At 60.6% G+C, this 21,846-nt stretch carries 23 protein-coding genes; 7 read left to right on the forward strand and 16 right to left on the reverse strand.

Translation table 11 applies throughout. The features are described 5' to 3' along the window. The first annotated feature begins 30 nt into the window (after positions 1–30). The 5 genes from BG841_RS05445 to maiA all read left to right on the forward strand — a co-directional run bounded on the left by BG841_RS05445 (position 31) and on the right by maiA (position 5,070). The gene (locus BG841_RS05445) at positions 31–1,743 is read left to right on the forward strand and encodes an FAD-dependent oxidoreductase (RefSeq protein ID WP_070056726.1); all 1,713 of its coding nucleotides are present in this window, start codon (positions 31–33) and stop codon (positions 1,741–1,743) included. Continuing rightward, positions 1,730–1,966 carry a DUF2783 domain-containing protein gene (locus BG841_RS05450; RefSeq protein WP_070056727.1) on the forward strand — a complete coding sequence of 79 codons (237 nt, stop codon included), beginning with the start codon at positions 1,730–1,732 and terminating at the stop codon, positions 1,964–1,966. Before BG841_RS05445 ends, BG841_RS05450 begins: the two co-directional genes overlap by 14 nt. 15 nt (positions 1,967–1,981) lie before the next feature. Then, entirely contained in the window at positions 1,982–3,289 is a 1,308-nt protein-coding gene (gene hmgA, locus BG841_RS05455; RefSeq protein ID WP_070056728.1) for a homogentisate 1,2-dioxygenase, read from the forward strand. 65 nt (positions 3,290–3,354) lie between these two features. Then, the gene (locus BG841_RS05460; RefSeq protein ID WP_070056729.1) at positions 3,355–4,374 is read left to right on the forward strand and encodes a fumarylacetoacetate hydrolase family protein; all 1,020 of its coding nucleotides are present in this window, start codon (positions 3,355–3,357) and stop codon (positions 4,372–4,374) included. Between the two features lie 30 nt (positions 4,375–4,404). After that, positions 4,405–5,070, forward strand: coding sequence for a maleylacetoacetate isomerase (maiA, locus tag BG841_RS05465; RefSeq protein WP_070056730.1), 666 nt, complete (start codon positions 4,405–4,407; stop codon positions 5,068–5,070). 36 nt (positions 5,071–5,106) lie between these two features. Here maiA and BG841_RS05470 read toward each other — a convergent pair whose 3' ends face one another. From BG841_RS05470 to BG841_RS05495, 6 genes are all read right to left on the reverse strand, one after another. Beyond that, positions 5,107–5,973 (reverse strand): delta-class carbonic anhydrase, encoded by an 867-nt coding sequence (locus BG841_RS05470; protein ID WP_070056731.1) that lies wholly within the window; start codon positions 5,971–5,973, stop codon positions 5,107–5,109. Between the two features lie 204 nt (positions 5,974–6,177). Continuing rightward, positions 6,178–6,576 (reverse strand): GFA family protein, encoded by a 399-nt coding sequence (locus BG841_RS05475; RefSeq protein WP_070056732.1) that lies wholly within the window; start codon positions 6,574–6,576, stop codon positions 6,178–6,180. Between the two features lie 19 nt (positions 6,577–6,595). Beyond that, positions 6,596–8,146 carry a glutamate synthase-related protein gene (locus tag BG841_RS05480; RefSeq protein ID WP_070056733.1) on the reverse strand — a complete coding sequence of 517 codons (1,551 nt, stop codon included), beginning with the start codon at positions 8,144–8,146 and terminating at the stop codon, positions 6,596–6,598. Positions 8,147–8,233: 87 nt separating this feature from the next. Then, positions 8,234–8,596, reverse strand: a complete 363-nt coding sequence (locus BG841_RS05485; protein WP_070056734.1) for an MliC family protein — start codon at positions 8,594–8,596, stop codon at positions 8,234–8,236. A 12-nt stretch (positions 8,597–8,608) separates the two neighbouring features. After that, a complete protein-coding gene (locus tag BG841_RS05490) occupies positions 8,609–9,076 on the reverse strand; it encodes a DUF1643 domain-containing protein (protein ID WP_070056735.1) in 468 nt (155 codons plus the stop codon). Between the two features lie 52 nt (positions 9,077–9,128). After that, positions 9,129–9,617: a GNAT family N-acetyltransferase gene (locus BG841_RS05495; protein WP_070056736.1), complete on the reverse strand. Its 489-nt coding sequence runs from the start codon at positions 9,615–9,617 to the stop codon at positions 9,129–9,131. A 363-nt stretch (positions 9,618–9,980) separates the two neighbouring features. On the opposite strand from BG841_RS05495, the gene nhaD reads away from it, so the two are divergent. Both nhaD and BG841_RS05505 read left to right on the forward strand, forming a co-directional pair. Further along, complete coding sequence (gene nhaD, locus BG841_RS05500) at positions 9,981–11,450, forward strand: sodium:proton antiporter NhaD (protein WP_083260185.1); 1,470 nt, start codon at positions 9,981–9,983, stop codon at positions 11,448–11,450. 125 nt (positions 11,451–11,575) lie between these two features. Continuing rightward, on the forward strand, positions 11,576–13,066 hold the full coding sequence (locus tag BG841_RS05505) for a helicase HerA-like domain-containing protein (protein ID WP_198929157.1): 1,491 nt from the start codon (positions 11,576–11,578) through the stop codon (positions 13,064–13,066). Between the two features lie 78 nt (positions 13,067–13,144). Here BG841_RS05505 and BG841_RS05510 read toward each other — a convergent pair whose 3' ends face one another. The 10 genes from BG841_RS05510 to BG841_RS05555 form a co-directional block, all read right to left on the reverse strand. After that, positions 13,145–14,626 carry an MFS transporter gene (locus BG841_RS05510; protein WP_070056738.1) on the reverse strand — a complete coding sequence of 494 codons (1,482 nt, stop codon included), beginning with the start codon at positions 14,624–14,626 and terminating at the stop codon, positions 13,145–13,147. 171 nt (positions 14,627–14,797) lie between these two features. Then, positions 14,798–15,304: a GNAT family N-acetyltransferase gene (locus tag BG841_RS05515; RefSeq protein ID WP_228141603.1), complete on the reverse strand. Its 507-nt coding sequence runs from the start codon at positions 15,302–15,304 to the stop codon at positions 14,798–14,800. An 84-nt stretch (positions 15,305–15,388) separates the two neighbouring features. After that, the gene (locus tag BG841_RS05520) at positions 15,389–15,763 is read right to left on the reverse strand and encodes a nuclear transport factor 2 family protein (RefSeq protein ID WP_070056740.1); all 375 of its coding nucleotides are present in this window, start codon (positions 15,761–15,763) and stop codon (positions 15,389–15,391) included. Between the two features lie 84 nt (positions 15,764–15,847). After that, positions 15,848–16,237 carry a DUF488 domain-containing protein gene (locus BG841_RS05525; protein ID WP_070056741.1) on the reverse strand — a complete coding sequence of 130 codons (390 nt, stop codon included), beginning with the start codon at positions 16,235–16,237 and terminating at the stop codon, positions 15,848–15,850. A gap of 59 nt (positions 16,238–16,296) precedes the next feature. Then, the gene (locus BG841_RS05530; RefSeq protein WP_070056742.1) at positions 16,297–16,662 is read right to left on the reverse strand and encodes a hypothetical protein; all 366 of its coding nucleotides are present in this window, start codon (positions 16,660–16,662) and stop codon (positions 16,297–16,299) included. 227 nt (positions 16,663–16,889) lie between these two features. Beyond that, on the reverse strand, positions 16,890–17,840 hold the full coding sequence (locus tag BG841_RS05535; RefSeq protein ID WP_070056743.1) for a M14 family metallocarboxypeptidase: 951 nt from the start codon (positions 17,838–17,840) through the stop codon (positions 16,890–16,892). Positions 17,841–17,957: 117 nt separating this feature from the next. After that, the gene (locus tag BG841_RS05540; RefSeq protein ID WP_083260187.1) at positions 17,958–18,665 is read right to left on the reverse strand and encodes a glutathione S-transferase; all 708 of its coding nucleotides are present in this window, start codon (positions 18,663–18,665) and stop codon (positions 17,958–17,960) included. Between the two features lie 99 nt (positions 18,666–18,764). Next, the gene (locus BG841_RS05545) at positions 18,765–19,451 is read right to left on the reverse strand and encodes a hypothetical protein (protein WP_070056744.1); all 687 of its coding nucleotides are present in this window, start codon (positions 19,449–19,451) and stop codon (positions 18,765–18,767) included. Between the two features lie 36 nt (positions 19,452–19,487). Further along, a complete protein-coding gene (locus tag BG841_RS05550) occupies positions 19,488–19,919 on the reverse strand; it encodes a hypothetical protein (protein ID WP_141737062.1) in 432 nt (143 codons plus the stop codon). 45 nt (positions 19,920–19,964) lie between these two features. Next, complete coding sequence (locus tag BG841_RS05555; protein WP_070056746.1) at positions 19,965–21,758, reverse strand: DEAD/DEAH box helicase; 1,794 nt, start codon at positions 21,756–21,758, stop codon at positions 19,965–19,967. Positions 21,759–21,846: the final 88 nt, after the last annotated feature.

Consider the following 21,846-nt stretch of genomic DNA (forward strand, 5'->3'; position numbering starts at 1 on the left):
CGTCAGCGGGCGGCGTCACCGGAGCAAACAATGCCTGATAATTATAAGAATCCAATCTATCCTTACCGCCGCGCGCCGGAGCTTGATTGCCCCTCCGTGCCGCACCGCCCGGTGATCATTGTTGGCGCCGGTCCGACGGGATTGATCGCGGCCATTGACCTGGCAAAGCAAGGTATTGCCAGCGTCCTGCTGGACGACAACAACACCGTCAGCGTCGGTTCGCGGGCCATCTGTTTTTCCAAACGCACCCTGGAAATCATGGACCGGCTGGGCTGCGCCCAGCCGATGCTCGACAAAGGGGTCACCTGGCAGCGTGGCCGGGTGTTCTTTCAGGAACGCGAAGTCTACGATTTCAATCTGCTGCCCGAGGAAGGCCACCGCATTCCGGCGTTCATCAACCTGCAGCAGTACTATCTGGAAGAGTATCTGGTCGATCGCGCCCAGCAGCTTGCCGGGTACATCGACCTCCGCTGGCAACACAAGGTTACCCACGTGGACAGCCAGACTGACCACAGTGTGGTGACCGTGACGACCGAGGACGGGGACTACCAACTCAGCTGTGACTATTTGCTGGTGGCTGACGGCGCCAACAGCCGGATCCGTGACCGTCTGGGGCTGGCAAGCACAGGCCAGGTGTTCCAGGATCGCTTTCTGATCGCAGACGTGATCATGACCGCCGACTTTCCCACCGAACGGTGGTTCTGGTTCGACCCGCCGTTTCATCCCGACCAGTCCGTGCTGCTGCACAAGCAGCCCGACAATGTCTGGCGCATCGATTTCCAGCTCGGCTGGGATGCGGACCCCGACGAAGAACGGCAAGAACAAAACATCCGCCCCCGGGTGCAGGCCATGCTGGGCGCAGACGTCGAGTTCGAACTGGCGTGGACCAGCGTCTACACCTTCCGCTGCCGCAAGATGGATCATTTTATCCACAACCGGGTGTTCTTCATGGGGGACGCAGCCCATCAGGTCTCGCCGTTTGGCGCCCGCGGCGCCAATGGCGGTGCCCAGAGCATCGACAACCTGGCGTGGAAACTGGCGCTGGTGCTGAAGGGGCAGGCACCGCCCGCACTGCTCGACACCTACAACACCGAGCGCCAGCAGGGGGCCGCGGAAAACATTCTTCACTCGACCCGGGCCACCGACTTTATTACGCCCAAGAGCCCCATCAGCAAGCTGTTCCGCGACACCACCCTGGAACTGGCCGAAACTTTTCCATTCGCGCGCAGTCTGGTGAACAGCGGCCGGCTGTCATTGCCTTGCCGCTACCGCCATTCCCCACTCAATGGGGCCAACGAACCCACCATGCCGGCGGCTGTGGGCCCCGGCTGCTCCGCTCAGGATGCGCCGATCGGGGGCGGCGATGGCCAGCGCTGGTTGCTCAACCAGCTGGGGGATCGGTTTGTGCTCCTGCTGGATGGCCGGCTGCCCGCCGACCAGGCCGCGGCCCTGCAGCCCTCCCTGCAAACCCTGCTTGACGAGCGCCCGCTGCTGGACCTGTTGTTGCTGGGGCCGATTGCGCCGGCGCTGGCGGGTCTCCCGCGTACTACACTGATCGAAGACCCTCAGAAGTTGGTGACCCAGCGCTACGGGTTGACGGCCGGTGCCTGTTATCTGGTGCGCCCGGATCAGCATATCGCCGCCCGCTGGGCGCGTTTCGACGCCCACCACGTTAACCATGCCATGGACCAGGTGCTGGGTATGCATCTGGCGTCCCGGGAGATTCAACATGTCACGGCTTGAGCTGAACCCCAACTTCACCGACCCCGACGCCTTTTATGCGGCGCTGACCGACCTGTATCGCGAGCGCTCCGGGCCGGAATGCGAGCGCATCAACGCCCGCCTGATCTTGCTGCTTGCCAACCACATCGGGGAACAAACGGTTCTGGAGGAGGCCATGGGCATTGCCGGCCAGGATAACGCACCGCCCGCAGAGCAGCCCGCGTCAACCCTGCGGCAGCACTGAAACGAGGACACCTTGATGGCTGATCAACTGCATTACCAGAGCGGCTTCCGTAACCACTTTGCCACTGAAGCACTGCCGGGCGCCTTGCCCGAGGGCCAGAACTCGCCGCAACAGTGCGCCTACGGCCTGTACGCCGAGCAATTAACCGGCTCGGCCTTTACTGCACCCCGGCACCGGAACCTGCGCAGCTGGCTGTATCGCATCCGGCCTTCTGCGGCGCACAGCGCCTATCAACCCCTGGACAATGACCGGGTACACACCGCACCTCCGGCCAGACCCGCAGCGGATCCCAACCAGATGCGCTGGGATCCTGCACCGCTGCCCGACACCCCGACCGATTTTATCGACAGTCTGCTGACCATCGCCGTTAACGGCGATGCCGGCACCCAGACGGGCACAGCGGTGCATGTCTACGCCTTCAACGCGGATATGGTGGAGCGCTTCTTTTACAATGCCGACGGCGAGCTGCTGATCGTGCCGCAGCTCGGTGCCCTGCGTCTGCGCACCGAACTGGGCGAGCTTGAAGTCGACAGCGGCGAAATCGCGGTCATCCCCCGGGGCATCAAATTCCAGGTGCGCCGGGGCGCCGGCACCAAGGTGGCCCGTGGTTATGTCTGTGAAAATTATGGCAGCCCGCTGGAGCTGCCCGGACTCGGCCCCATCGGGGCCAACGGGCTGGCCAACCCCCGCGATTTTCTCGCCCCGGTGGCCGCTTACGAACATCAGCCGGGCCACTTTCGGGTGGTGGCCAAATTTTCCGGCCGCTTTTGGGAAACCCGGCTTGACCACTCGCCGCTGGACGTGGTCGCCTGGCACGGTAACTACACGCCTTACAAGTACAATCTGGCCCACTTCAACACCATCAACACCGTGAGCTTCGATCACCCCGATCCGTCGATTTTTACCGTGCTGACGTCGGTATCCGATACCCCCGGAATGGCGAATCTGGACTTCGTCATCTTTCCGCCCCGCTGGATGGTGGCGGAGCACACCTTCCGGCCGCCCTGGTTTCACCGCAATCTGATGAGTGAATTCATGGGCCTGATTCACGGCGAATACGATGCCAAAGCGGCAGGCTTTCTGCCCGGCGGGGCCAGCCTGCACAACTGCATGTCCCCCCACGGGCCGGATGCCGCGTCCTTCGACAAGGCGGCCAGCGCAACGCTCGAGCCCCAGTATCAGGGCAACACGCTGGCCTTCATGTTTGAAAGCCGCTACGTGTTTCACCCCACCGAAGCGGCGCTGCAGGCGGATTTCCGCCAGCAGGATTATGTCCATGTCTGGTCCACCTTGCGCGCCAACTTCAACCCCGACCAGCGCTGACCGGGCTCATTACACTGATACTCGGAGCCGGCGGCTCCGTCCCAGACCAAAAGGAACACACCACCATGAAACTGGCAACGCTCAACAATGGACGGGATGGCGAGCTGATTATTGTCTCCCGTGATCTGACCCGGGCCGTCCGCGCCACTGATCTCGCGCCGACCCTGCAACAGGCCGTCGAACACTGGGCGGTCATCAGCCCTGCCCTTGAGGCCCGCTACGCCGAGCTCAACAATGGCACGCTCGACGGGGCCTTCACGCTGGACTGCACCCAACTGCATTCCCCCCTGCCTCGGACCTATCACTGGGCCGACGGTTCGGCTTACCTCAACCATGTGCAACTGGTCCGCCAGGCCCGCAACGCCGAAATGCCTGAATCCTTCTGGACCGACCCGTTGATGTATCAAGGCGGCGGCGACCGGTTCCTGGCCCCCACTGAAGACATCGAAGCGGTGAGTGAAGATCACGGTATCGACTTCGAAGGGGAGATCGCCGTGATCACCGACGACGTCCCCATGGCCGTATCCGCCGAGCAGGCGGCCGAACACATCAAACTGGTGATGCTGGTCAACGACGTCAGTCTGCGGGGGCTCATTCCCGGCGAGCTGGCCAAGGGATTTGGTTTCTTTCAGGCCAAGCCGGCTTCGGCCTTCTCCCCCATCGCGGTCACCCCGGATGAATTAGGGGACGCCTGGCAGGATGGCCGGGTCCACCTGCCCCTGACCGTGCACCTGAACGGCGAAAAATTCGGCGTGCCCGAAGCCGGGCCCGACATGATTTTCAGCTTTCCGCAACTGGTGGCCCACGCGGCCCGCACCCGATACCTGGGCGCCGGTGCCATCATCGGTTCGGGCACCGTTTCCAATCCGGGCCCCGACGGCGGTCCCGGCAAGCCGGTGGCCGATGGCGGCGTCGGCTACAGTTGTCTGGCCGAACAACGCATGGTGGAGCAGATCCTGCACGGTGCCATCCACACACCGTTCATGCGCTTTGGCGACCGTGTCCGCATCGAGATGTTCGACCGGGATGGGCACAGCATATTCGGCGCCATCGATCAGCAGGTGGTCAAGTACCAGCCCGATTGAGCCGTCCGCGGTAAACAGGAGATTCCGGTGATGACCACACTCTACAGTTACTTCCGCTCATCAGCCGCCTACCGGGTCAGGATCGCCCTGAACCTCAAAGGCGTCGAATACGATCAGGCCAGCATCAATCTGGTCAAAGGCGAGCAGCGGGAGACCGCCAACCTGAGGCGCAATCCACAGGGTCTGGTGCCGTCGCTGGTTACCGATCAGGGGGACACCCTGACCCAGTCGCTGGCCATCTGTGAGTACCTGGACGAGCGCTACCCCCGGCCCGCGTTGCTGCCCGAAGATGCACCCGGGCGCGCCCGGGTGCGTGCCCTGGCCCAGTTGATTGCCTGTGAGATTCACCCGCTCAACAACCTGCGCGTGCTCAAGTACCTGGTGAGGGAGCTGGGCGTGGACGAGGACGGCAAACTCGACTGGTACCGCCACTGGGTCGCCGAGGGCTTCAGCGCCCTGGAAGCCATGCTGTCCGGGGGGACGGGCGGCGGCGACTTCTGCCACGGTGACGCCCCGACCCTGGCGGATATCTGCCTCGTGCCACAGGTGTACAATGCCGAGCGCTTCGCGTGTGACCTGACGCCTTACCCGGCCATCCGGCGCATCACCGCCAACTGCCGGGCACTGGCGGCGTTCGCGCAGGCCGCACCGGAAGCACAGCCTGACGCCGCCCCCTCGTCCACACCCCGGCGCTGATTCCCGGATGCGGGCATGGCCTGTCCGCGACTGCTGCTACCTGATCTCGGACAGCAACTCGGGGTTGGTGACCAGATTGCGGACCCCATGGGCGTGATCTTCCTCGAAGACGTTGCCCTGGCACCACTCGCCCACGGTGGCGAGGTTCACTTTGAGCACTTCGGGGCGCACATTCCAGGTGACCTGAAACGGCGAACCGGCCTCGTTGTAGCCCGGGCCGGTGGTCGAACCGGCGTATTGCACCGGGGTTCCCGTGTCGTTGGGCAGATTCACCGCCTGATGCAGCCCATTGGTTTGTTCGTGACGGGTTAGTGCCACAAAATTGCGGGCCTCACTGTCATTCACCAGCACGTACACCTGCGCTTCCACCCGCAGTTGCGGGTTCTGGATGGAATCGTTAAAACAGGAGCCCAGGGTGGGACCGGGTGCGACCCGGGCGGTGGAATAGACGTAGTGGACTTCAATGGTATCACCGGGGTAGAGGCTGCCATGCTCACTGGGGCACACTTCCTCCTCAACCGCCGCCAATTCGCCCTCATGCAGTTGCCCCGAATACTGATACCCCCCCAGATAGCCTTCACCATCCCCATTGCCGGCGTACTTGGTGAACGCTCCTCCCTTGTGCTCTGCGTTCTTGTGAAAATGAATGTCGCAAAGATTCATCTCGGTGTAGGCCGGCGCCACGCTGAACACCACGGGATTGCTTCCGGCCGTGGAACTGAGGTCCCGGGGCGACTGGGGCCCAAAGCCCTTGCCGTCGGTGTTGCTGGCGAGATTGCGGCGCTGGTCAGCCACGAACTGCTCGGACACCTGCTTGCCATCCATAGCGGGTGCGTCTTTCGCGCAGACATTGAAAGGCAATGTGGTGGCGGCCGCGAGTATAAAAAAGGCATGAATTTTCATGGTGGGGCTCCTGAGTTGGCTGATGCCGTGCAAACGGCACCCCGGGGTACCCCCGGCCTGCGCGCAACTCAGCGCGTAACCGGGACAAGTGGGCACTCGTCAGGCAAGCAGCTCTGCAGCACGCTCCGCAGACAGGTTGGCGACCAGACCTGACAACGGCCACCCTTCAAGGTTAGCAATACCTCCCCGATTCGCCGCCCCGCGCTACGCTTTTGGGGCATATTTTTCGAACACCTCCTGGCCGGTCAGGGTAGGCGTCTGGTTCTTGAGGTCGTAATACGGGGGTTTCTCGTCGATGAATATCTGGCTGGTCAGCACAAAGGGCTCGTTCTGGAACAGGCCAGCGGGGATAATGTACTCGTCGCCGGGCAGCAGATGATAAAACAGGTGGGTGCCGCAGGTTGGGCAGAAACCGCGCTGGGCCCAATCCGACGACTGGTAGGTGGCGGGCTCGCCCCCCGTGAAAGTCACACTTGAGTCGCAATGCACCGCAAACATCGGGCCGCCCGACCAGCGCCGGCACATGGAACAGTGACAGACCGCCACGTCCGCCTGGCTGTCTGCAACCACTTCTATCGAACCGCACAAACACGTACCTTTCATAGCAACCTCCCAAGGTGATTTACCATTGGCTATCCGGTTCATGCAGCCCCGAAAACTTCACCCCCGATAACAGCGCCATGTCGCGGTGCCAGGTGGCCAGATCTGTTTTGCTGAACCCGCTTAACGCCCGGTGGCCGCAGGCCCGCGCCATCACTTGCATCAATTCCACCGACGCCTCGAAAAAATTTTTCAGCTGCTGTGCCGACTTGTCGACGTTCAGGCGTTGACGCAAATCCGCATTCTGGGTGGCGATGCCCGCCGGGCAGTTGTTGGTATTACAAATCCGCGCCGCGACGCAGCCGATGGATTGCATCGCACTGTTGGCGAGGGCCACCCCATCCGCACCCAACGCCAGGGCTTTGACAAAATCCATCGGGGTGCGCAGGCCACCGGTAATGATAAGAGTGACCCGCCCGCTGGCACCTTGCGCGTCCAGGTAACGGCGGGCCCGAGCCAGCGCCGGTATGGTGGGGACACTGATGTGATCCCGGAACATTTGCGGGGCCGCACCGGTGCCGCCCCCACGGCCATCCAGAATGATGTAATCGGCACTGGCATCCAGGGCAAATTGAATGTCCTCTTCAATATGGTTGGCACTCAGCTTGAAACCAATGGGGATGCCACCGGTCAGTTGGCGCACCCGATCGGCAAATCTTCTGAAATCCCCGGCACTGTGCAAGTCGGTAAACGTCGGCGGTGAGATCGCCGGTTCACCTTCGGGAAGGCCGCGTACCTGGGAAATTCTACCGACGTTTTTGTTCCCCGGCAGATGACCGCCGGTGCCGGTTTTGGCCCCCTGTCCGCCCTTGAAATGAAACGCCTGTACGTTTTTCAGTTTCGCTTCGTCGTAACCAAACCGGGCACTGGCCAGTTCGTAAAAATACCGGGAGTTCGCAGCCTGTTCCTCGGGCAGCATCCCCCCTTCCCCGGAACAGATGCCCGTACCGGCCAGCTCGGCCCCCTTGGACAGCGCCACCTTGGCCTCTTCGGACAAGGCGCCGAAACTCATGTCGGACACCAACAGCGGGATCGCCAGGGTCAACGGCTTGTTCGCCCCGGGGCCGATAACCAGTTCGGTGCTCACGGCCACGTCTTCGAGCAGGGGCTGGGTCGCCAGCTGCGCCGTCATGATCTGCAGATCGTCCCAGTGGGGCAGCAAATGACGGGGTACCCCCATCGCGGTCAACGGGCCATGGTGGCCCACCTTCGTTAACCCGTCCCGCGCCAGCTGGTGAATGAATTCGACCGTAGGCTCTTCTTTGGTTGCTTTGGCCTCCGGGGCTTCACCGGCATCAGCCGGACGCCCCGGCCCTTCCTTACCGACGGCGCTGTCGTCAAATTGCTTATGGGTGCCATCGCAATAGGGCAAATTCGCCGAATGCTTGCACTGGCACAAGTAGGCCTCGCCGGATTCCTCGGCGGTAAACACCTTGGGCGAGAACCCGGTGCCGGCGTGAGAGCCATCGCAAAAGGGCTGGTTGTTGGAACGACCGCAGACGCAGGCGTAATATTCCTCGCCTTTTTTCAGGTCGACTCGTGCCGGTTTGTTGTTCGCGACGATCGGCTTCATGGCTCAGCTCCAGAATGGGGAGATTTTCCGCAACTGCACCCCTTAATGTAGCCAAGATCATCGCGGGCCGCCTGAATTCCCGCGCACTCAGGCTCCGCTGCAATGCTCGAGCGTGTCCCCCGAGGTGCCATCCGCGCGCTGGCGGAACAGGGTGCCTTCAGCTTCGGGGCCAGCGCCCTTCACCCACCACTCCAGCCGGTCTCCCACGTAGCGGGCACCACTGCCCGACACCGCGATCTGCAGGCGGTAGGTCCGGCCTTTATAGTGAAGCTCCGCCGATTCGGTGGACGGGTAGCTGACGGTAATCGCCACACCACTTGCGCACTGATAGACCTGTGACGGGGATGCGACCGCACTCGGTCCCTGCGGGTTCACACTGTGCGGGACCGGGTGGGTGCACGCGGATAAGATCAGTACCGACGCGGAGGTCAGCAATACGAGAGGGTTCACAGGCGTCTCCGATTAACGGTTGTACGGCACCGGTGTCAGGGTCCCGCTTAGATACAGGGGGTGGGCCGGTTCACCCGATTTGTTCAGTTTGATGCAGTGCAGGTCGCTAAAGAGAGCCTGTACCGCCGCCGACCGGCCCAGATACGCCCCATCATTGCCCCACGCTGCCACCACCAGACCGGCCTCTTTGGCCAGGTCCGTCAACCATTGATCGTTGTCGGGCCCGATCGGGTCGGCGGCACTCATCATCTCGGTTGGCACGGTGGCTTTGAAGGCAAACAGATTCACCACACAGACCCCGCCATAGCCCCACGACTGGGCGAAACGGATACAGCGGTTAATGGTGGGGTTATTGCGCACCTCGTCAACCGCAGAGGGGTTGAGGCCGATAAACATCACCCAGGGTCGGGTGTCGTCCCAGATACGCCATAAGGCGTAGCGGTAACGTCCACACTCCGAAAATTTGGCGGCTGCGCGCACCGATTCCTCCTGCTCTGTCTGATCTGTTTTTTCGCAAGCTCTGGTGTTGGCATCAATTTAACAACCACTTGTACATGACCAACGCATCTACATAGCCTTTGACCGGGTGCTGGAACGCCCCGGGCAGCCGGCCCACAGTGTCGAAACCGAGCCGGTGCCACAGACGTACCGCGCCCTGATTACTGGCGGCCACAAAGTTGAACTGCATCGCCTGATAACCAAGTTCTACGGCAATCTGCTGGGAATGCTCACACATGGTGGTGGCCAGACCGCGGCCTCTGGCCCGGGACGCCACCATATACCCGCAATTGCACACGTGCGACCCGGGCCCGGCCTGGTTGGGTTTGATGTAGTAGGTGCCAAGAATCTCCTCCCCGTCTACCACCACATAGGTTTTACGGGGCACCTCCAGCCACAGGCGCTCGGCCTGCGCTTTGGTGGTCGCGGGATCGTACCCGTAGGTGTCGCCGGCACGGACAATTTCCTGAAAAATTGGCCAGATTGCCTCCCAGTCTTGTTGCTGCGCCTCTCTGATGATCATTGCACCTCCCATTCCGCCCTTCGACGCCTGTTGTTTCCGGCTTCCCCAAGCCAATGTACCGATATTATTGCATTTGCGAAAATCATGCGTGACACCATCGGCCCGCCCTGCTGAGCAATGCAAAAGTGATTAACCGGCCGCACCGGGCAAAGCTGGCTAGTGGCGCACAGATTAAGTGCGTCAACGGGGTGGCAGCGCGCGCGCAGATCCCCTAGTATACGGATCAATTTTCGAACACCGCTGGACGTCTTAATGGGGATGATCAACAACAACCAACCCGAATGTCCCAGTGCTGATCAACCCCACGTTGCCCCGGGTGTTGGAGACCGCCCCTCTTTATTAACCACATCGAGACCCTCCCCCATGCTGCGAAGTATATTTGTGTGTATTGCCGCTGCCCTGTTTTCGGTGCCCGTTTACGCCAGCGGGCTCGCTGAAGCCATCCCCCATTTAGGCGCCACCGATACCCTTGCCGGCTATCTGGCCGTATTTGTTTTTGCTATTGCTTACCTTGTTGTGGTGGGTGAAGAAAAACTGCAGCTGCGCAAATCCAAGCCGGTGTTGATCGGTGCAGGGATCATCTGGATGCTGGTGGGGATCGTCAGCACCGACCCCACGGCGACCAAAGCGGCGTTCAGCCGCAACTTTCTGGATTTCAGTGAGTTGATGCTGTTTTTGCTGGTGGCCATGACCTACATCAGCGCCCTGGAAGAGCGCCGGGTGTTTGAAGGCTTGCGTGCCTGGATGGTGCAGAAAGGGTTCAGTTACCAAACCTTGTTCTGGCTGACCGGGATTCTGGCGTTCTTTATTTCCCCCATCGCCGATAACCTGACCACCGCCTTGCTGATGTGTGCGGTGGTGCTCAAGGTGGCCGAGGGCCAAGACCGCTTTATCGCCATGTGTTGCGTCAACATCGTGGTGGCCGCAAATGCGGGCGGAGCGTTCAGTCCGTTTGGCGACATCACCACCCTGATGGTCTGGCAGGCGGGCAAGGTGGAGTTCTTCGAGTTTTTCGATCTGCTGCTGCCGTCTATGGTGAATTTCCTGGTGCCGGCGCTGGCCATGAGCGTCTTTGTGCCCAAAGGCAAACCCGCCAGCATCAGCGAAGACGTGTTTTTGAAGCGCGGCGCCAAGCGCATCATGGGGCTGTTCCTGCTCACGATTGCCACCGCGGTCTGTGGCCACCAGTTCCTGGGGCTGCCCCCGGTATTCGGCATGATGGTGGGGCTGGGTTACCTGCAGTTCTTCGGTTACTTCCTGCGCATGAGCCTGCCATCGTCGCTGGCCAAGAAACGCACCATTGCCGAGCAGAAAGCCGACAAGGAGACCCTGCAATACATCGGCAGCGTCGTACCCTTCGATATCTTCAAAAACGTCGCCCGTGCCGAGTGGGATACCCTGCTGTTCTTCTACGGCGTGGTGATGTGCGTGGGGGGCCTGGGCTACTTTGGCTATTTGCAACTGGTCTCGGTGTTCTTGTTTGAGGACGTGGGGGCCACCGGGGCCGCGTTCGGGATCGGGGTCATCTCGGCGATTGTCGATAACATTCCGGTGATGTTCGCGGTGCTGGAAATGGACCCGGCCATCAGCCACGGTCACTGGCTGCTGGTAACGCTGGCCGCCGGAGTAGGCGGCAGTTTGCTGCCCGTCGGCTCGGCCGCCGGTGTCGCCCTGATGGGCGCCGCCCGGGGTTACTACACCTTTATGAGCCATCTGCGCTGGTTGCCGGTCATCTTTCTGGGCTATGTGGCCAGTCTGTATGCTCACCTCTGGCTTGGCGACATGCTCGGCCTGTTCGAGGTGTTCACGACCTCACTGAGCGCGCTCAACTGAGGCCAGCAGGCCATCGCCGGCGCAGCCCTGCTGCGTCCGGCGTCCCTTTGTACGCACCTATCCATTTTTCGACCATACTGATTAATCTCCACCCATTCGACTGAGAATGAATCGAGGTACATCCAGTGTCGGAAGCGTCAGTGTTCATCGGCAAGGGCAGTCAGGTTCAGCGCTTGCTGTTGCATCGCGCCAACCGTCATGGGCTCATCGCCGGTGCCACCGGTACGGGCAAAACCGTCACCCTGCAAATTCTTGCGGAAGGTTTTTCCGCCCAGGGGGTGCCGGTGTTCATGGCCGACGTGAAAGGCGACCTGTCGGGCATCTCCCAGCCAGGCATCGCCAAACCGTTTCTGACCCAACGTGCCGCTCAGGTGGGCCTTGAGCCCTACCAGCCGGCCGGCTTCCCCACGGTCTTCTGGGACGTGTTCGGCACCCAGGGCCACCCTCTGCGGGCCACCATTTCCGACATGGGCCCCTTGCTGCTGGCGCGGTTGCTGGAACTCAACGATACCCAGGAAGGGGTGCTCAACATCGCCTTCAAACTGGCGGATGATCACCGCATGGCGCTGCTGGACCTGAAGGATCTGCGGGCATTGATGACCTTTGTGGCCGAGCAGGCGCAGGAACTCAGCGCGCTCTATGGCAACGTCAGTAAAGCCTCGGTCGGCGCAATTCAGCGGCGCTTGTTGCAACTGGAACAGCAGGGCGGCGACCGGTTCTTCGGCGAACCGGCTCTGGAGCTGGCCGATCTGATGCGGTGCGACGGGGCGGGCCGCGGCCACATCAATCTGCTGGCGGCGAATCAACTGATCGAGCGGCCCCAACTCTACGCCACCATGCTGCTGTGGCTTTTGGCCGAGTTGTTCGAAGAATTACCGGAAGTCGGCGACCCCGCCAAACCCAGGCTGGTGTTCTTTTTTGACGAAGCCCACCTGCTGTTCGAGGACGCCCCAAAGGCGCTGTTAAGCAAGGTTGAGCAGGTGGTGCGGTTGATCCGTTCCAAAGGGGTGGGCGTGTATTTCGTCTCCCAGCACCCCACCGATATTCCCGACAAGATACTCGGCCAGCTTGGCAACCGGGTGCAACACGCACTGCGCGCGTTCACCAGTCGTGACCAGAAAGCGGTCCGTGCGGCCGCCTCCACCTTCCGACAGAACCCCGACCTTGATACCGAGCAGGTCATTACTGAACTCGGGGTGGGCGAAGCGCTGGTGTCCACCCTCGACGCCAAAGGCACGCCCTCCATGGTGGATCGCACGCTGATCCGGCCACCCGCGTCGCGGCTCGGCCCGGCCACAGCGGACGAACGGCACCGCCTGCTCAGCCGCAGTGAATTCGGCGCCCGCTACGACACGGCGGTGGATCGTGACTCGGCCTACGAAATCCTGCAACAGCGCGCGGAGCAGGCGGCCAAAGCAGCCGAACAGGCCACAATCGAGGAACAACGCGTTTACCAGGCCCCCGTCAGCAAGGGCAAACACGCCGCTCGAAGCCGGCGGTCGTCACGTCAGGGCATATTTGAAACCCTGGCGAAAAGCGTGGCGCGCACCGTAGGGCGGGAAATGACCCGGGGGATCATGCGCGGGGTGTTGGGCTCACTCTTCAAGGGGCGTTAACGCGTTTGCACCCCTGCAGCATATCTTTCGCACAGGCGTCGCGGTGCCGCTACAGCAGTGCACGTGTGTCGCTCAATCTTAGCCTGTCACGGGGCTGCCGGCTGGGGTCTCAGCAACGCTGCGGTCGCGTAAATCTTTCACTGCCATGCCCAAGGCCAGCAAGATCACCAGCGCAATGGTCAGTAAACCAAGGCTCATCGCCACGGGCCAGGAACTGTAAGGGCGGACGGCAAACACAATGGCGGTGATCACCGCAATGCCCACCGACGTTCCAATCCTTTGCCCGGTTTGCATGATGGCACCGGAACTGCCTGCGTAGGCAACGGGCACTTCGGCAAGGGTCAGGGCCTGGTTGGGGCTGACCACCGAGCCGTGACCGAGGCCAAAAAATGCCAGGGACAACAGCAGCCACCAGATACTCAGGCCCGCATACTCGTTCAGCAGCACCACCGCGACACTGGCAAGCATGCCGAAAATAGCGCAACCCAAGCCGCCAATGACAATTTTGCGACCATAGTGGTTGACCCGTTTACCCGCCCAGTTGGCGGAAAAGGCCGACAACAGGGCCGAAGGAATGCCGACCATCCCCGCTTCAAACGCGGAAAAACCAACGTTTTGCTGGACATACAAGGGCACCAGTACCCACACACTGGTCATGCCCAGAAAGTACAGCGTCATGATCAGACTGCCGTTGCGGTAACTCGAAGTGGTGAAAATTTTCAGATCCACCATGGGACTGAAGCCGCGCCGGGTGTACCAACGCTCCCACCGGACCCACAAATAAAACAGCAGCACTCCGGCCGGAAACAACAGCCACAGAAGCCCCGACGGGTGCGTTTCCACGAAGGGATAGAGCACGGCCAGGACCCCCGACCCCAGCAACAGGGCCCCGACCGGGTCCAGAGAGCTCAAGCCCTTACCTTGCTGGAGTTTGGGCTTGTGGATCAGAGGGCGCGGAAACCACAGCCACGCCAGCAGGATGGTTAACAAGCCCACCGGCACGTTAATGAGAAAGGTCAGTCGCCAGCCAAACTCGGGGCCACCCAGATCAATCAGCAGCCCGCCAAGTACCGGGCCAATGGCGACGGACACACCCACCGTGGTGCCGAAAAAACCAAAGGCGCGGCCGCGCTCTGCACCTCGAAAATAGTGCTGAATCAACCCTATACCCTGCGGATTCAGAAACCCCGCGCCTACCCCCTGAATAAAACGGGCCATATTCAGCCAGTCCGCATCCGGCGCCAGGCCGGCGGCAATGGAAGCGAGGGTAAAAACCACCACGCCGAATATAAAAAGTCCGCCCCGGCCCATGAGGTCCCCGGCCCGGCCCGCACTGACCAGCACCACGCCAAAGGTGAGCGCATAACCGGACAGCACCCACTGGATGTCGGAGCGGCTGGCATCCAGTGCTTCCTGAATCGACGCCAGGGCCACATTGATCACACTGACGCTGATCAGCGACATGATGATCGCCATGAGGACTACCGCAAGAATCCGCCAACGGGCCGGATCAGCGCAGGTATCGGTGACGGTGTGTGGCTGGGTGGGGGCTTGAGTCATTTGAAAACTATCGCAGTCAATGTCGCAGGTTATCCGCTGAAGTAACCAAGGTGATGGATCGGTCGTACAGACCGCATGAGCGTGCCGTGGGCCGAGCCGGTAAATTGATGGTGCGCAGGATAAACCAAACCCGGCGGACGGCACCAGCGCTGATTACCGGGGTGCCGGTGGTTAACCCCGGACCGAGAACGCCTTATGGTAGGTGACCTCGCCCTGGGGCACACGGCCATCGAAGGTTAGTGCCTGAAAGTACTCTGCTGGTGCGCCCAAAAACTTTAACCCGTCCATCACCTCGAACCCGAAGCGACTGTAAAAACCGGGCTCGCCAAGCACCACGCAACCGGCCGCCCCCAGTGCTTTGAGGTCAGCGAGTGCGCTGCGCAGCAGCCTGGTTCCCACGCCCTGCCGCTGATATTCAGGCAACACGGCGACCGGCCCAAGCCCCAACCAGCCAGACGTACCATCCGCGATACACACCGGAGAGATGGCCACATGCGCGATAACCTCGCCCTTGGCTTCCGCAACCCTTGAGATGGTCAACGCTTCGGCCCGGCGCAGGGCCGCGACGATGAAGTGCTCGGTATGATCCGTGTGCGCCGCTGCCCGGAAGGCCCGTTCAATGACCCGGTGAATGGGCGCGACATCGTCTGCGCTTTCAGCGCGAATCAGAGCATCCACGGCTCGGCCTCTTGCAAAGGGGAACATCCGGAGCGCTCACGGCCGGTACCGACCGGAACGCTGGTTGGGCAATCCATTCCAGGTTTACACCATGCGTTGGTTGCGAGGCCCGAAAAACGCCCGCATCGAGGTGATTTTTCCTTCCTCATTGAAGGTCATGACATCAATAGGATTTATCGTCATGGGCCCCTTTTTCGTTTCAATTTCGATGCAAAACGCGAAGGCAGCCTCGTTACCGGCCACGCGTATTTCGGATTCCAGGGTGCCTTTTGCCCCCGCATCCATAGCGATCTGGTAAAACTCCCGGAGCGCAGGTTTGCCAACTTTCCTGTCACTGCCCACCGGATCTTCAATCCAGCAATCGTCGGCGTACAAATCAATAATGGCATCAAGATCCTTACGCTCGAAAGACGCCAGGTAGGTATGAACTGCGGAAACTATTTTTTCTTCCAGTGACACGGCAAACCCCTGTGTTGTTAGTCGATGGTGGTTAAACCCCATCATACCCCAGGGTCTGTGCGGGTGTAGTGCCAAAAGACCGGCTCACACCATGGACGCGCCCCGGGTTTGCAGCAGATCCCGGAGTAACGACCGGTGACACAGGGCTTCGTGCTCGCAATAACAGCCCACGGAGAAATTGGTTTGATGAGACAGTGCCGCCAGAAGATCCAGATCACGGGCGGCTTCGGGTTGCTTCATTTCAGCCAGGAATCTGCGCTGGAAGGCACGCCACTGTTTCTGATCGTCATCAATCGGGAAGAACTCTTTCAAGAGCGCGGCACTGGGAGACAGGTTCGGAAACCAGACATCGTAAATATCCCTCGCTGCGTATTCCTCCTTGCGAAGGCCACGGGGCGGTCTGCGCACTGTCCCGATTCGAAGCCCTTCGTCTGCGGCTCGGGGGCTCCCCAACCTGACAATTCGTATTCCCATAATTCCTGATCCTTGGGCCGGCACCGGGCACAGAATCTGCCCCATCGCTGGCTGTTTAGTCACCAATCGTTGTTGAAGCCGCTTGGGCTGACGCCCTGGTCAAACGAGGCACCGATTAAATCGTCGCTGTGTGAGCAGAATCCGTCATTCGAATCGGTGCCAAAGGGGTTCCCGGCAACATCAATGCCGCCCATCATCGGCAACCCGGTCGCCGGATTCACGTCGGTCACGGTGTGACCGACCCTGCCGCCCCCTGGATCGCAATTGCCCTCACCGGTCGCGGTGCTGGCCTGCGCCTCTCGTTGTCCCTCACCGGCTGCAAAACGGGCCACAAAAAACCCGATCAGTCCGCCAATCACCATTTCCTGAACGCCAAAAAATCCACCGGCGACCACCCCCATAAAGGTCCAAAGCACTTTTTTCATGGTATCTGCTTACAATTTCACGCCCACATTAAGGCGCGACAACGGGTTGGTCCGGATCGCGCCAGACAATATTCGACTGGTCATTCCAGCGCTCGCCGGCCTCGATTGGACCGCCAAGCGCACCAGATTTCAGCGTGTGGTCATGCGCCGTGAATCACCCGCCATACCCTGCCCCCATTGCTGCACCGCTATGGCACCGGGGGCGGTTTATTCTTTGGTTACCCGGCTCACCGGGCAGATCGTGTACCCCGGCCCTGCTGATGCGCCAGCGCGTAGTCGATTGCCGCCCGCACCGCGGTGACCTGGGCGGCGTTGCATTGCTCGGGGGTCACCCGGGGACTGTCGGGATAGACCTCGGTGGTGGTTGTATAGGGGGCGCCGGTGATACTGGCGCACAGGCCCAGCTGCTTGATCGGGTACTGGATAACCCCCCGTGCGACCACCGGTGAACCGAAGATTTCGCCATTGGCATCGGCCGGTGCAATATGGGTGATTGGCGCCACGGCCTCAATAATCGCCTGCTGAAAATCGGGCTGGGGGTGCTCGCTGTCATCTACCAGGTAGAAGCCGTCAGGGATTCCACCGGGTTCGAAAGGCTGGCCGTCGCGGGCCGCCAGCGCGGGACGAAACTCGGTTTCATCGCTGTCGGTGGTTTCGTGCAGGTCCATATGCACCAGGACACGGTCCTGAATGGGTGCCACCATCTCCATGAGCGCCGTCGATTCCCCTGCCGCGCTGTCCGGGTGAAACGAGCGGTTCGGATCGACCGCGTTCGGGTTCCAGCGGTGGATACGTTCGTAGGCCCAGGGGCTGACGCAGGGCGCAACCAGCAAATTGACCCGGCCCGCGTATTCCGCCCCATGCTGGTCGACGAATTGCAGCGCGCCGTGTACCCCGCTGGTTTCATAGCCGTGGACCCCACCGGTTATCAGTATGACCGGTAGATCCTCACGCCAGCTGCGGCTGCGGATGGCCATCAGCGGGTAACGATCGGTGGCATAGTCCAGACAGCCATACTGGTCCACATCGAAGCGCGGGCGCAGGCGTTCGATCGCACTCAGCACCTCGGACGCGTAACTGCGCTGCCGGGACTGTCGTGACAACCACTCGGCGCGTTCCACATCGCCCCAGGGAACGCCGGGGGTACCAATTGAATAGGCGGCGGAAGCCGTGTTCATCTTATTGTTCTCCAGTGATGCTCGATGCCGGGCACCAGTCTAGCATCCACGACTGGTGTGCTCGCAAGTCCGCCGGCGGCCTTTGGAACGTGGCCGGCCGCTTCTGGCACCAGGGAATCAGCTCAGGTCGCCCGGTGGAAACACCACCCTTTCAGCCCCTTCCTGCCAGGGCGGGAATTTGAGCATAACCTGCTGGAACGCGGGATGTTCCAGCCACTCCCTCAGCCATTGCTGCAGATTCGGATAGGGCAACCGGTAGAACACCTCCCGGTCAACGTGGGCAAACTGGCGCACAAACGGCATGATGCCGATGTCGGCGATGCTGATGCTGTCCCCCAGCAGATACCTGTTGCTGGCAAGCAAGCGCTCCAGCTCCAGCAAAAACACCTCGCCCTTTTGCCGGTAAGCCAGCGGAGGGAACTCAGGGTGACGGTCGGCGTATTTATAACGGTCGAGCCAGTGTTTGAATTCGTTGTCGTTACGGTCGATCAGCGCGTCAGCGACTGCCAAATCGGTGCTTAACAAGCCGTGCGGATCGCGCTGCTGCAGCGCCCACTCCAGTATTTCCCGGCTTTCCTCGATAACGGCTCGGTGCGTGTCGTCCCTCTCGACCAGCTCCAGCACCGGCACCGTGCCTTTCGGACTGATGGCCAGCATCTGTGCGGGTTTGTTTTTCAGCACGACCTCCCGCAGCTCCACCCTGAGCCCGGCGAACACAAACGCCAGTCGGGCGCGCATGGCGTAAGGGCAACGACGGAAGGAGTACAAGCGATGCAGTGAAACAGTGATGGTGTGCCTCCAGGCTGAATTGACCAAGGCGCTCATTATACGAAAGTTTTTGCGTTAACGGCGCAGCCTGGTCGCGCCCGGTAATCTGCACTGGTCAACCGTCGGTCAGGTTCGCGCCACTTCCGTGGTGTGCTTTCATTCTGCCCACAGTTGTGCCCTGAAAGAACTTTGCCGCCAGAGCAGTGCAACCCAAAATGCGTGCAGGTAGATGAGCAGCGCCAATACCCATTCAAACGCATCATCCACCTGGCGGTACCAGTCCGGCACCACAACGCTCAGGATAACGGAGAGGATGCCCACCGCTAAGGTCACTTCGCTCAACCACAGCAGACGTTTGCCGCTTTGGTGCCAGCGTGGGTGGTCGCTCAGGGCGGCACTGATCAGCAACTGGGCAAGGTAGGTAAGCGCGAAATACAGCACGACTCCGGTACGCCGGGTGAGGCTGAAACCTGCACCTTCGTGACCAAGCGCCAGAGTGTAGGCGCCCAAAGCCACGCAGGCCACCAGCCCAAGCCAGCGAATCCAGAACTGGCCGTGACCGGGCGCGCCCAAACGCCGCAACCAGAGGCTGTTGAGCCACCAGAACTGCACGCCAAGCAGCGCTGCGGGCAGCATGGCCCCCTTGAAGATAAAATAGGCCATGCCGTGACGCCCTGTTCGGCTGATGCTGGTGCAACTATCCCAGTAGGGTACGCACCAGGGAACATAGCCCTCGAGGATCGCAACAGCAAACGTAACGTGAATGGCTAAAAAGGGCACCAGCGCAGCTGCCAGTGCGAACGGCCACAAAGGAATGCAGCGACCCCGGGTTGTCCTGTTCATTCCACCTCCCGGCCATGAACACCGTTCGGGCCCGGTTCAAGCCCGGTTATCAAAGACCATTCTAACCGCTCGGCCTTCCTCTCCCCAGGGGGTAATGTTCGTCATCTGAAGCACCAGTGAACCGTCCGGTCGTTGAGATAACCGACTCCGCCAGCCCCAATCGGGACTGTCGGGCACTTCATACGCATGACTCACAGTGAAAATGCCCCAGGCTTCGGGATTATTAACACACCGGACCGGATTCTGCTGGTGCCAGCTATCCACCCAGATCGCACCGTTTTCATCGAAGAACGTGAAGCTCCCGTTTTGCGGGGCCTTGTCATACCACCACGAATAATGAATGGCGTCATTTTCGATCGTGAGTTCACACGCATAATATGCAGCAGTGTTGCCGGCTGGGTCCAGCCACAGTTCTCCCGTGCCTGTCCACCGGGTTCCCGTCAGTTTTGCAAGCCGTTCGTTGATCATCTCGTTCTCCACAGTGGCCTGCGGGGTCACAGCGCCTGGCAGGCTTTACGCTCCATAGGCCTTACGATAACTGCCCTGATAATCAAAGATCCGCTCCTGCACCTGCCAGTAGTGCTTCTGTTTGCGGGCGATAACAAAATCCGGTGCTGGCAGTAAGGTCTGTATCTCAAGCGCCTCCTCCAGTCTGCTGAACTCGTGCGGGGCCTGGCTATTCGCCAAACGCCGTCCAAACAGTTTGTTGAATACGTGGCGCTGTGCCGGCCGGCTGAAATCAAACGACTCGCTGAGTTCTTCCCCGTCTTCACCGTGATAGGTGACTCTCAGTTTACTCTGGTTGTTGCGGTCGGTGCCGCCTTTCTGGGCGCTCAAAGTGATTCCCGCACAGCGGATCACCATGGCGTCTTTGAGTTTCAGGGCATCTCGAAGCTGATCATCCGGGTCGATAATGGCCTTTTTACACTGCTGGCAGTTACGGGCGGCGATATCGTTCTCGCCACCGCAGTGTGGGCACTCCTTGAAACGGAAACGGTAATCGCACTGTTCAGGGCGCCCGTTGCGCGCCTCAGGCTCATCCGCTCGAGCGGATTCCAGCAGCCCCTGACAACGGCGTCCGTAGTGCTCGATCACATGACCTTCACTGTCTGCCTTGCCCCAGAAGATATTGGCAAAACCACAACCCGGACAAAACACCTGCACCGGCTCACTGTCAGGGTTCGGTTTCTTCTCCCCCACTTCCGGGTGATGCAGATTGACCCGGTTGCCCGCGTAATCAATCACCAGGCAATCCTGTTTGCCTTCGTCCAGACGCAGACCGCGACCCACAATCTGCTGATACAGGCTGACCGACTGGGTAGGCCGAAGAATGGCGATAAAGTCCACATGGGGCGCATCAAAACCTGTCGTGAGCACGGATACATTCACCAGATATTTTAAGCGCCGCTGTTTAAAACGCTGGATCTGCAAATCGCGCTCGTCCAGAGCGGTAGCGCCGGTAATCAAGGCGGTTTGCTGTTCCGGCAGATAGCCGGTGATTTCCTTCGCATGCTCCACCGTGGCCGCAAAGATCATCACCGCCCGACGCTCCACCGCCAGCGTCATAACCTGTTCAATGATGGCCCGGGTAACCCGTTGGTGCTTGCTCAGCAGCTGGTTAACGTCGTTTTCAGCGTATTCGCCAAAGCGGTTCTGAGCCAGCGCGGAGAAGTCGTACTGCGCCACCGCCGCGTCCACCAACTCGGGCCTGGTGAGATAGCCCCGATTGATCATATAGCTCAACGACAGTTCATAGATGCAATGCACAAAGGGCTTTTCCTGTTCGCTGCGCACAAAGCCCCGGTAGTGGTAGCGATAGATCCAGCCCATGGCCAATCGATAGGGTGTGGCGGTCAGCCCGAGGACCTTGAGGGAGTCGTTCCGTTGCCGCAGTTGCCCGATGATGGTTTGATACTGACTGGTCTCATCGTCACTGACCCGATGGCACTCATCGATGATGAGCAAAGAGAATTCATCTGTGAACTGATCCAGATTAGCCGCTACAGACTGCACGCTGGCGAAGGTCACTTGATAACGGCTTTCCCTGCGCTGCAACCCGGCGGAAAAAATCCCGCCCGTCACACCATAGCTTTGGTATTTGGCGTGATTCTGCTCCACCAGCTCTTTGACGTGGGTCAGCACCAGAATTTTACGGCGCGCGAGGCGGGCCAGTTCGGCAATGACCAGACTTTTACCCGCACCGGTCGGCAGCACGATCACGGCAGACTCATCGGATTGGCGAAAATGCCTCAACGTGGCATCAACGGCCTCCTGCTGGTAGGGCCGCAGTTTGAAGGGAGCATTCATTGTGCAGTGTTGGATCGCTATCAGGGGGCTATGGCGGTCATACTAGCAAATACCAGAGCCGTTACCTGCGAGTCTGTATATAAACGCC

It is taken from the genome of Marinobacter sp. X15-166B (assembly GCF_001752365.1).
In the GTDB taxonomy this organism is placed as follows: Bacteria; Pseudomonadota; Gammaproteobacteria; order Pseudomonadales; family Oleiphilaceae; genus Marinobacter.

What these genes read in the sequence shown, in the direction of transcription:
- BG841_RS05445 (WP_070056726.1), top strand. Translation starts at nt 31, where the DNA reads ATGCCTGATAATTATAAGAATCCAATCTATCCTTACCGCCGCGCGCCG.
- BG841_RS05450 (WP_070056727.1), top strand. Translation starts at nt 1,730, where the DNA reads ATGTCACGGCTTGAGCTGAACCCCAACTTCACCGACCCCGACGCCTTT.
- hmgA (WP_070056728.1), top strand. Translation starts at nt 1,982, where the DNA reads ATGGCTGATCAACTGCATTACCAGAGCGGCTTCCGTAACCACTTTGCC.
- BG841_RS05460 (WP_070056729.1), top strand. Translation starts at nt 3,355, where the DNA reads ATGAAACTGGCAACGCTCAACAATGGACGGGATGGCGAGCTGATTATT.
- maiA (WP_070056730.1), top strand. Translation starts at nt 4,405, where the DNA reads ATGACCACACTCTACAGTTACTTCCGCTCATCAGCCGCCTACCGGGTC.
- BG841_RS05470 (WP_070056731.1), bottom strand. Translation starts at nt 5,973, where the DNA reads ATGAAAATTCATGCCTTTTTTATACTCGCGGCCGCCACCACATTGCCT.
- BG841_RS05475 (WP_070056732.1), bottom strand. Translation starts at nt 6,576, where the DNA reads ATGAAAGGTACGTGTTTGTGCGGTTCGATAGAAGTGGTTGCAGACAGC.
- BG841_RS05480 (WP_070056733.1), bottom strand. Translation starts at nt 8,146, where the DNA reads ATGAAGCCGATCGTCGCGAACAACAAACCGGCACGAGTCGACCTGAAA.
- BG841_RS05495 (WP_070056736.1), bottom strand. Translation starts at nt 9,617, where the DNA reads ATGATCATCAGAGAGGCGCAGCAACAAGACTGGGAGGCAATCTGGCCA.
- nhaD (WP_083260185.1), top strand. Translation starts at nt 9,981, where the DNA reads ATGCTGCGAAGTATATTTGTGTGTATTGCCGCTGCCCTGTTTTCGGTG.
- BG841_RS05510 (WP_070056738.1), bottom strand. Translation starts at nt 14,626, where the DNA reads ATGACTCAAGCCCCCACCCAGCCACACACCGTCACCGATACCTGCGCT.
- BG841_RS05525 (WP_070056741.1), bottom strand. Translation starts at nt 16,237, where the DNA reads ATGGGAATACGAATTGTCAGGTTGGGGAGCCCCCGAGCCGCAGACGAA.
- BG841_RS05530 (WP_070056742.1), bottom strand. Translation starts at nt 16,662, where the DNA reads ATGAAAAAAGTGCTTTGGACCTTTATGGGGGTGGTCGCCGGTGGATTT.
- BG841_RS05535 (WP_070056743.1), bottom strand. Translation starts at nt 17,840, where the DNA reads ATGAACACGGCTTCCGCCGCCTATTCAATTGGTACCCCCGGCGTTCCC.
- BG841_RS05540 (WP_083260187.1), bottom strand. Translation starts at nt 18,665, where the DNA reads ATGAGCGCCTTGGTCAATTCAGCCTGGAGGCACACCATCACTGTTTCA.
- BG841_RS05545 (WP_070056744.1), bottom strand. Translation starts at nt 19,451, where the DNA reads ATGAACAGGACAACCCGGGGTCGCTGCATTCCTTTGTGGCCGTTCGCA.
- BG841_RS05550 (WP_141737062.1), bottom strand. Translation starts at nt 19,919, where the DNA reads ATGATCAACGAACGGCTTGCAAAACTGACGGGAACCCGGTGGACAGGC.
- BG841_RS05555 (WP_070056746.1), bottom strand. Translation starts at nt 21,758, where the DNA reads ATGAATGCTCCCTTCAAACTGCGGCCCTACCAGCAGGAGGCCGTTGAT.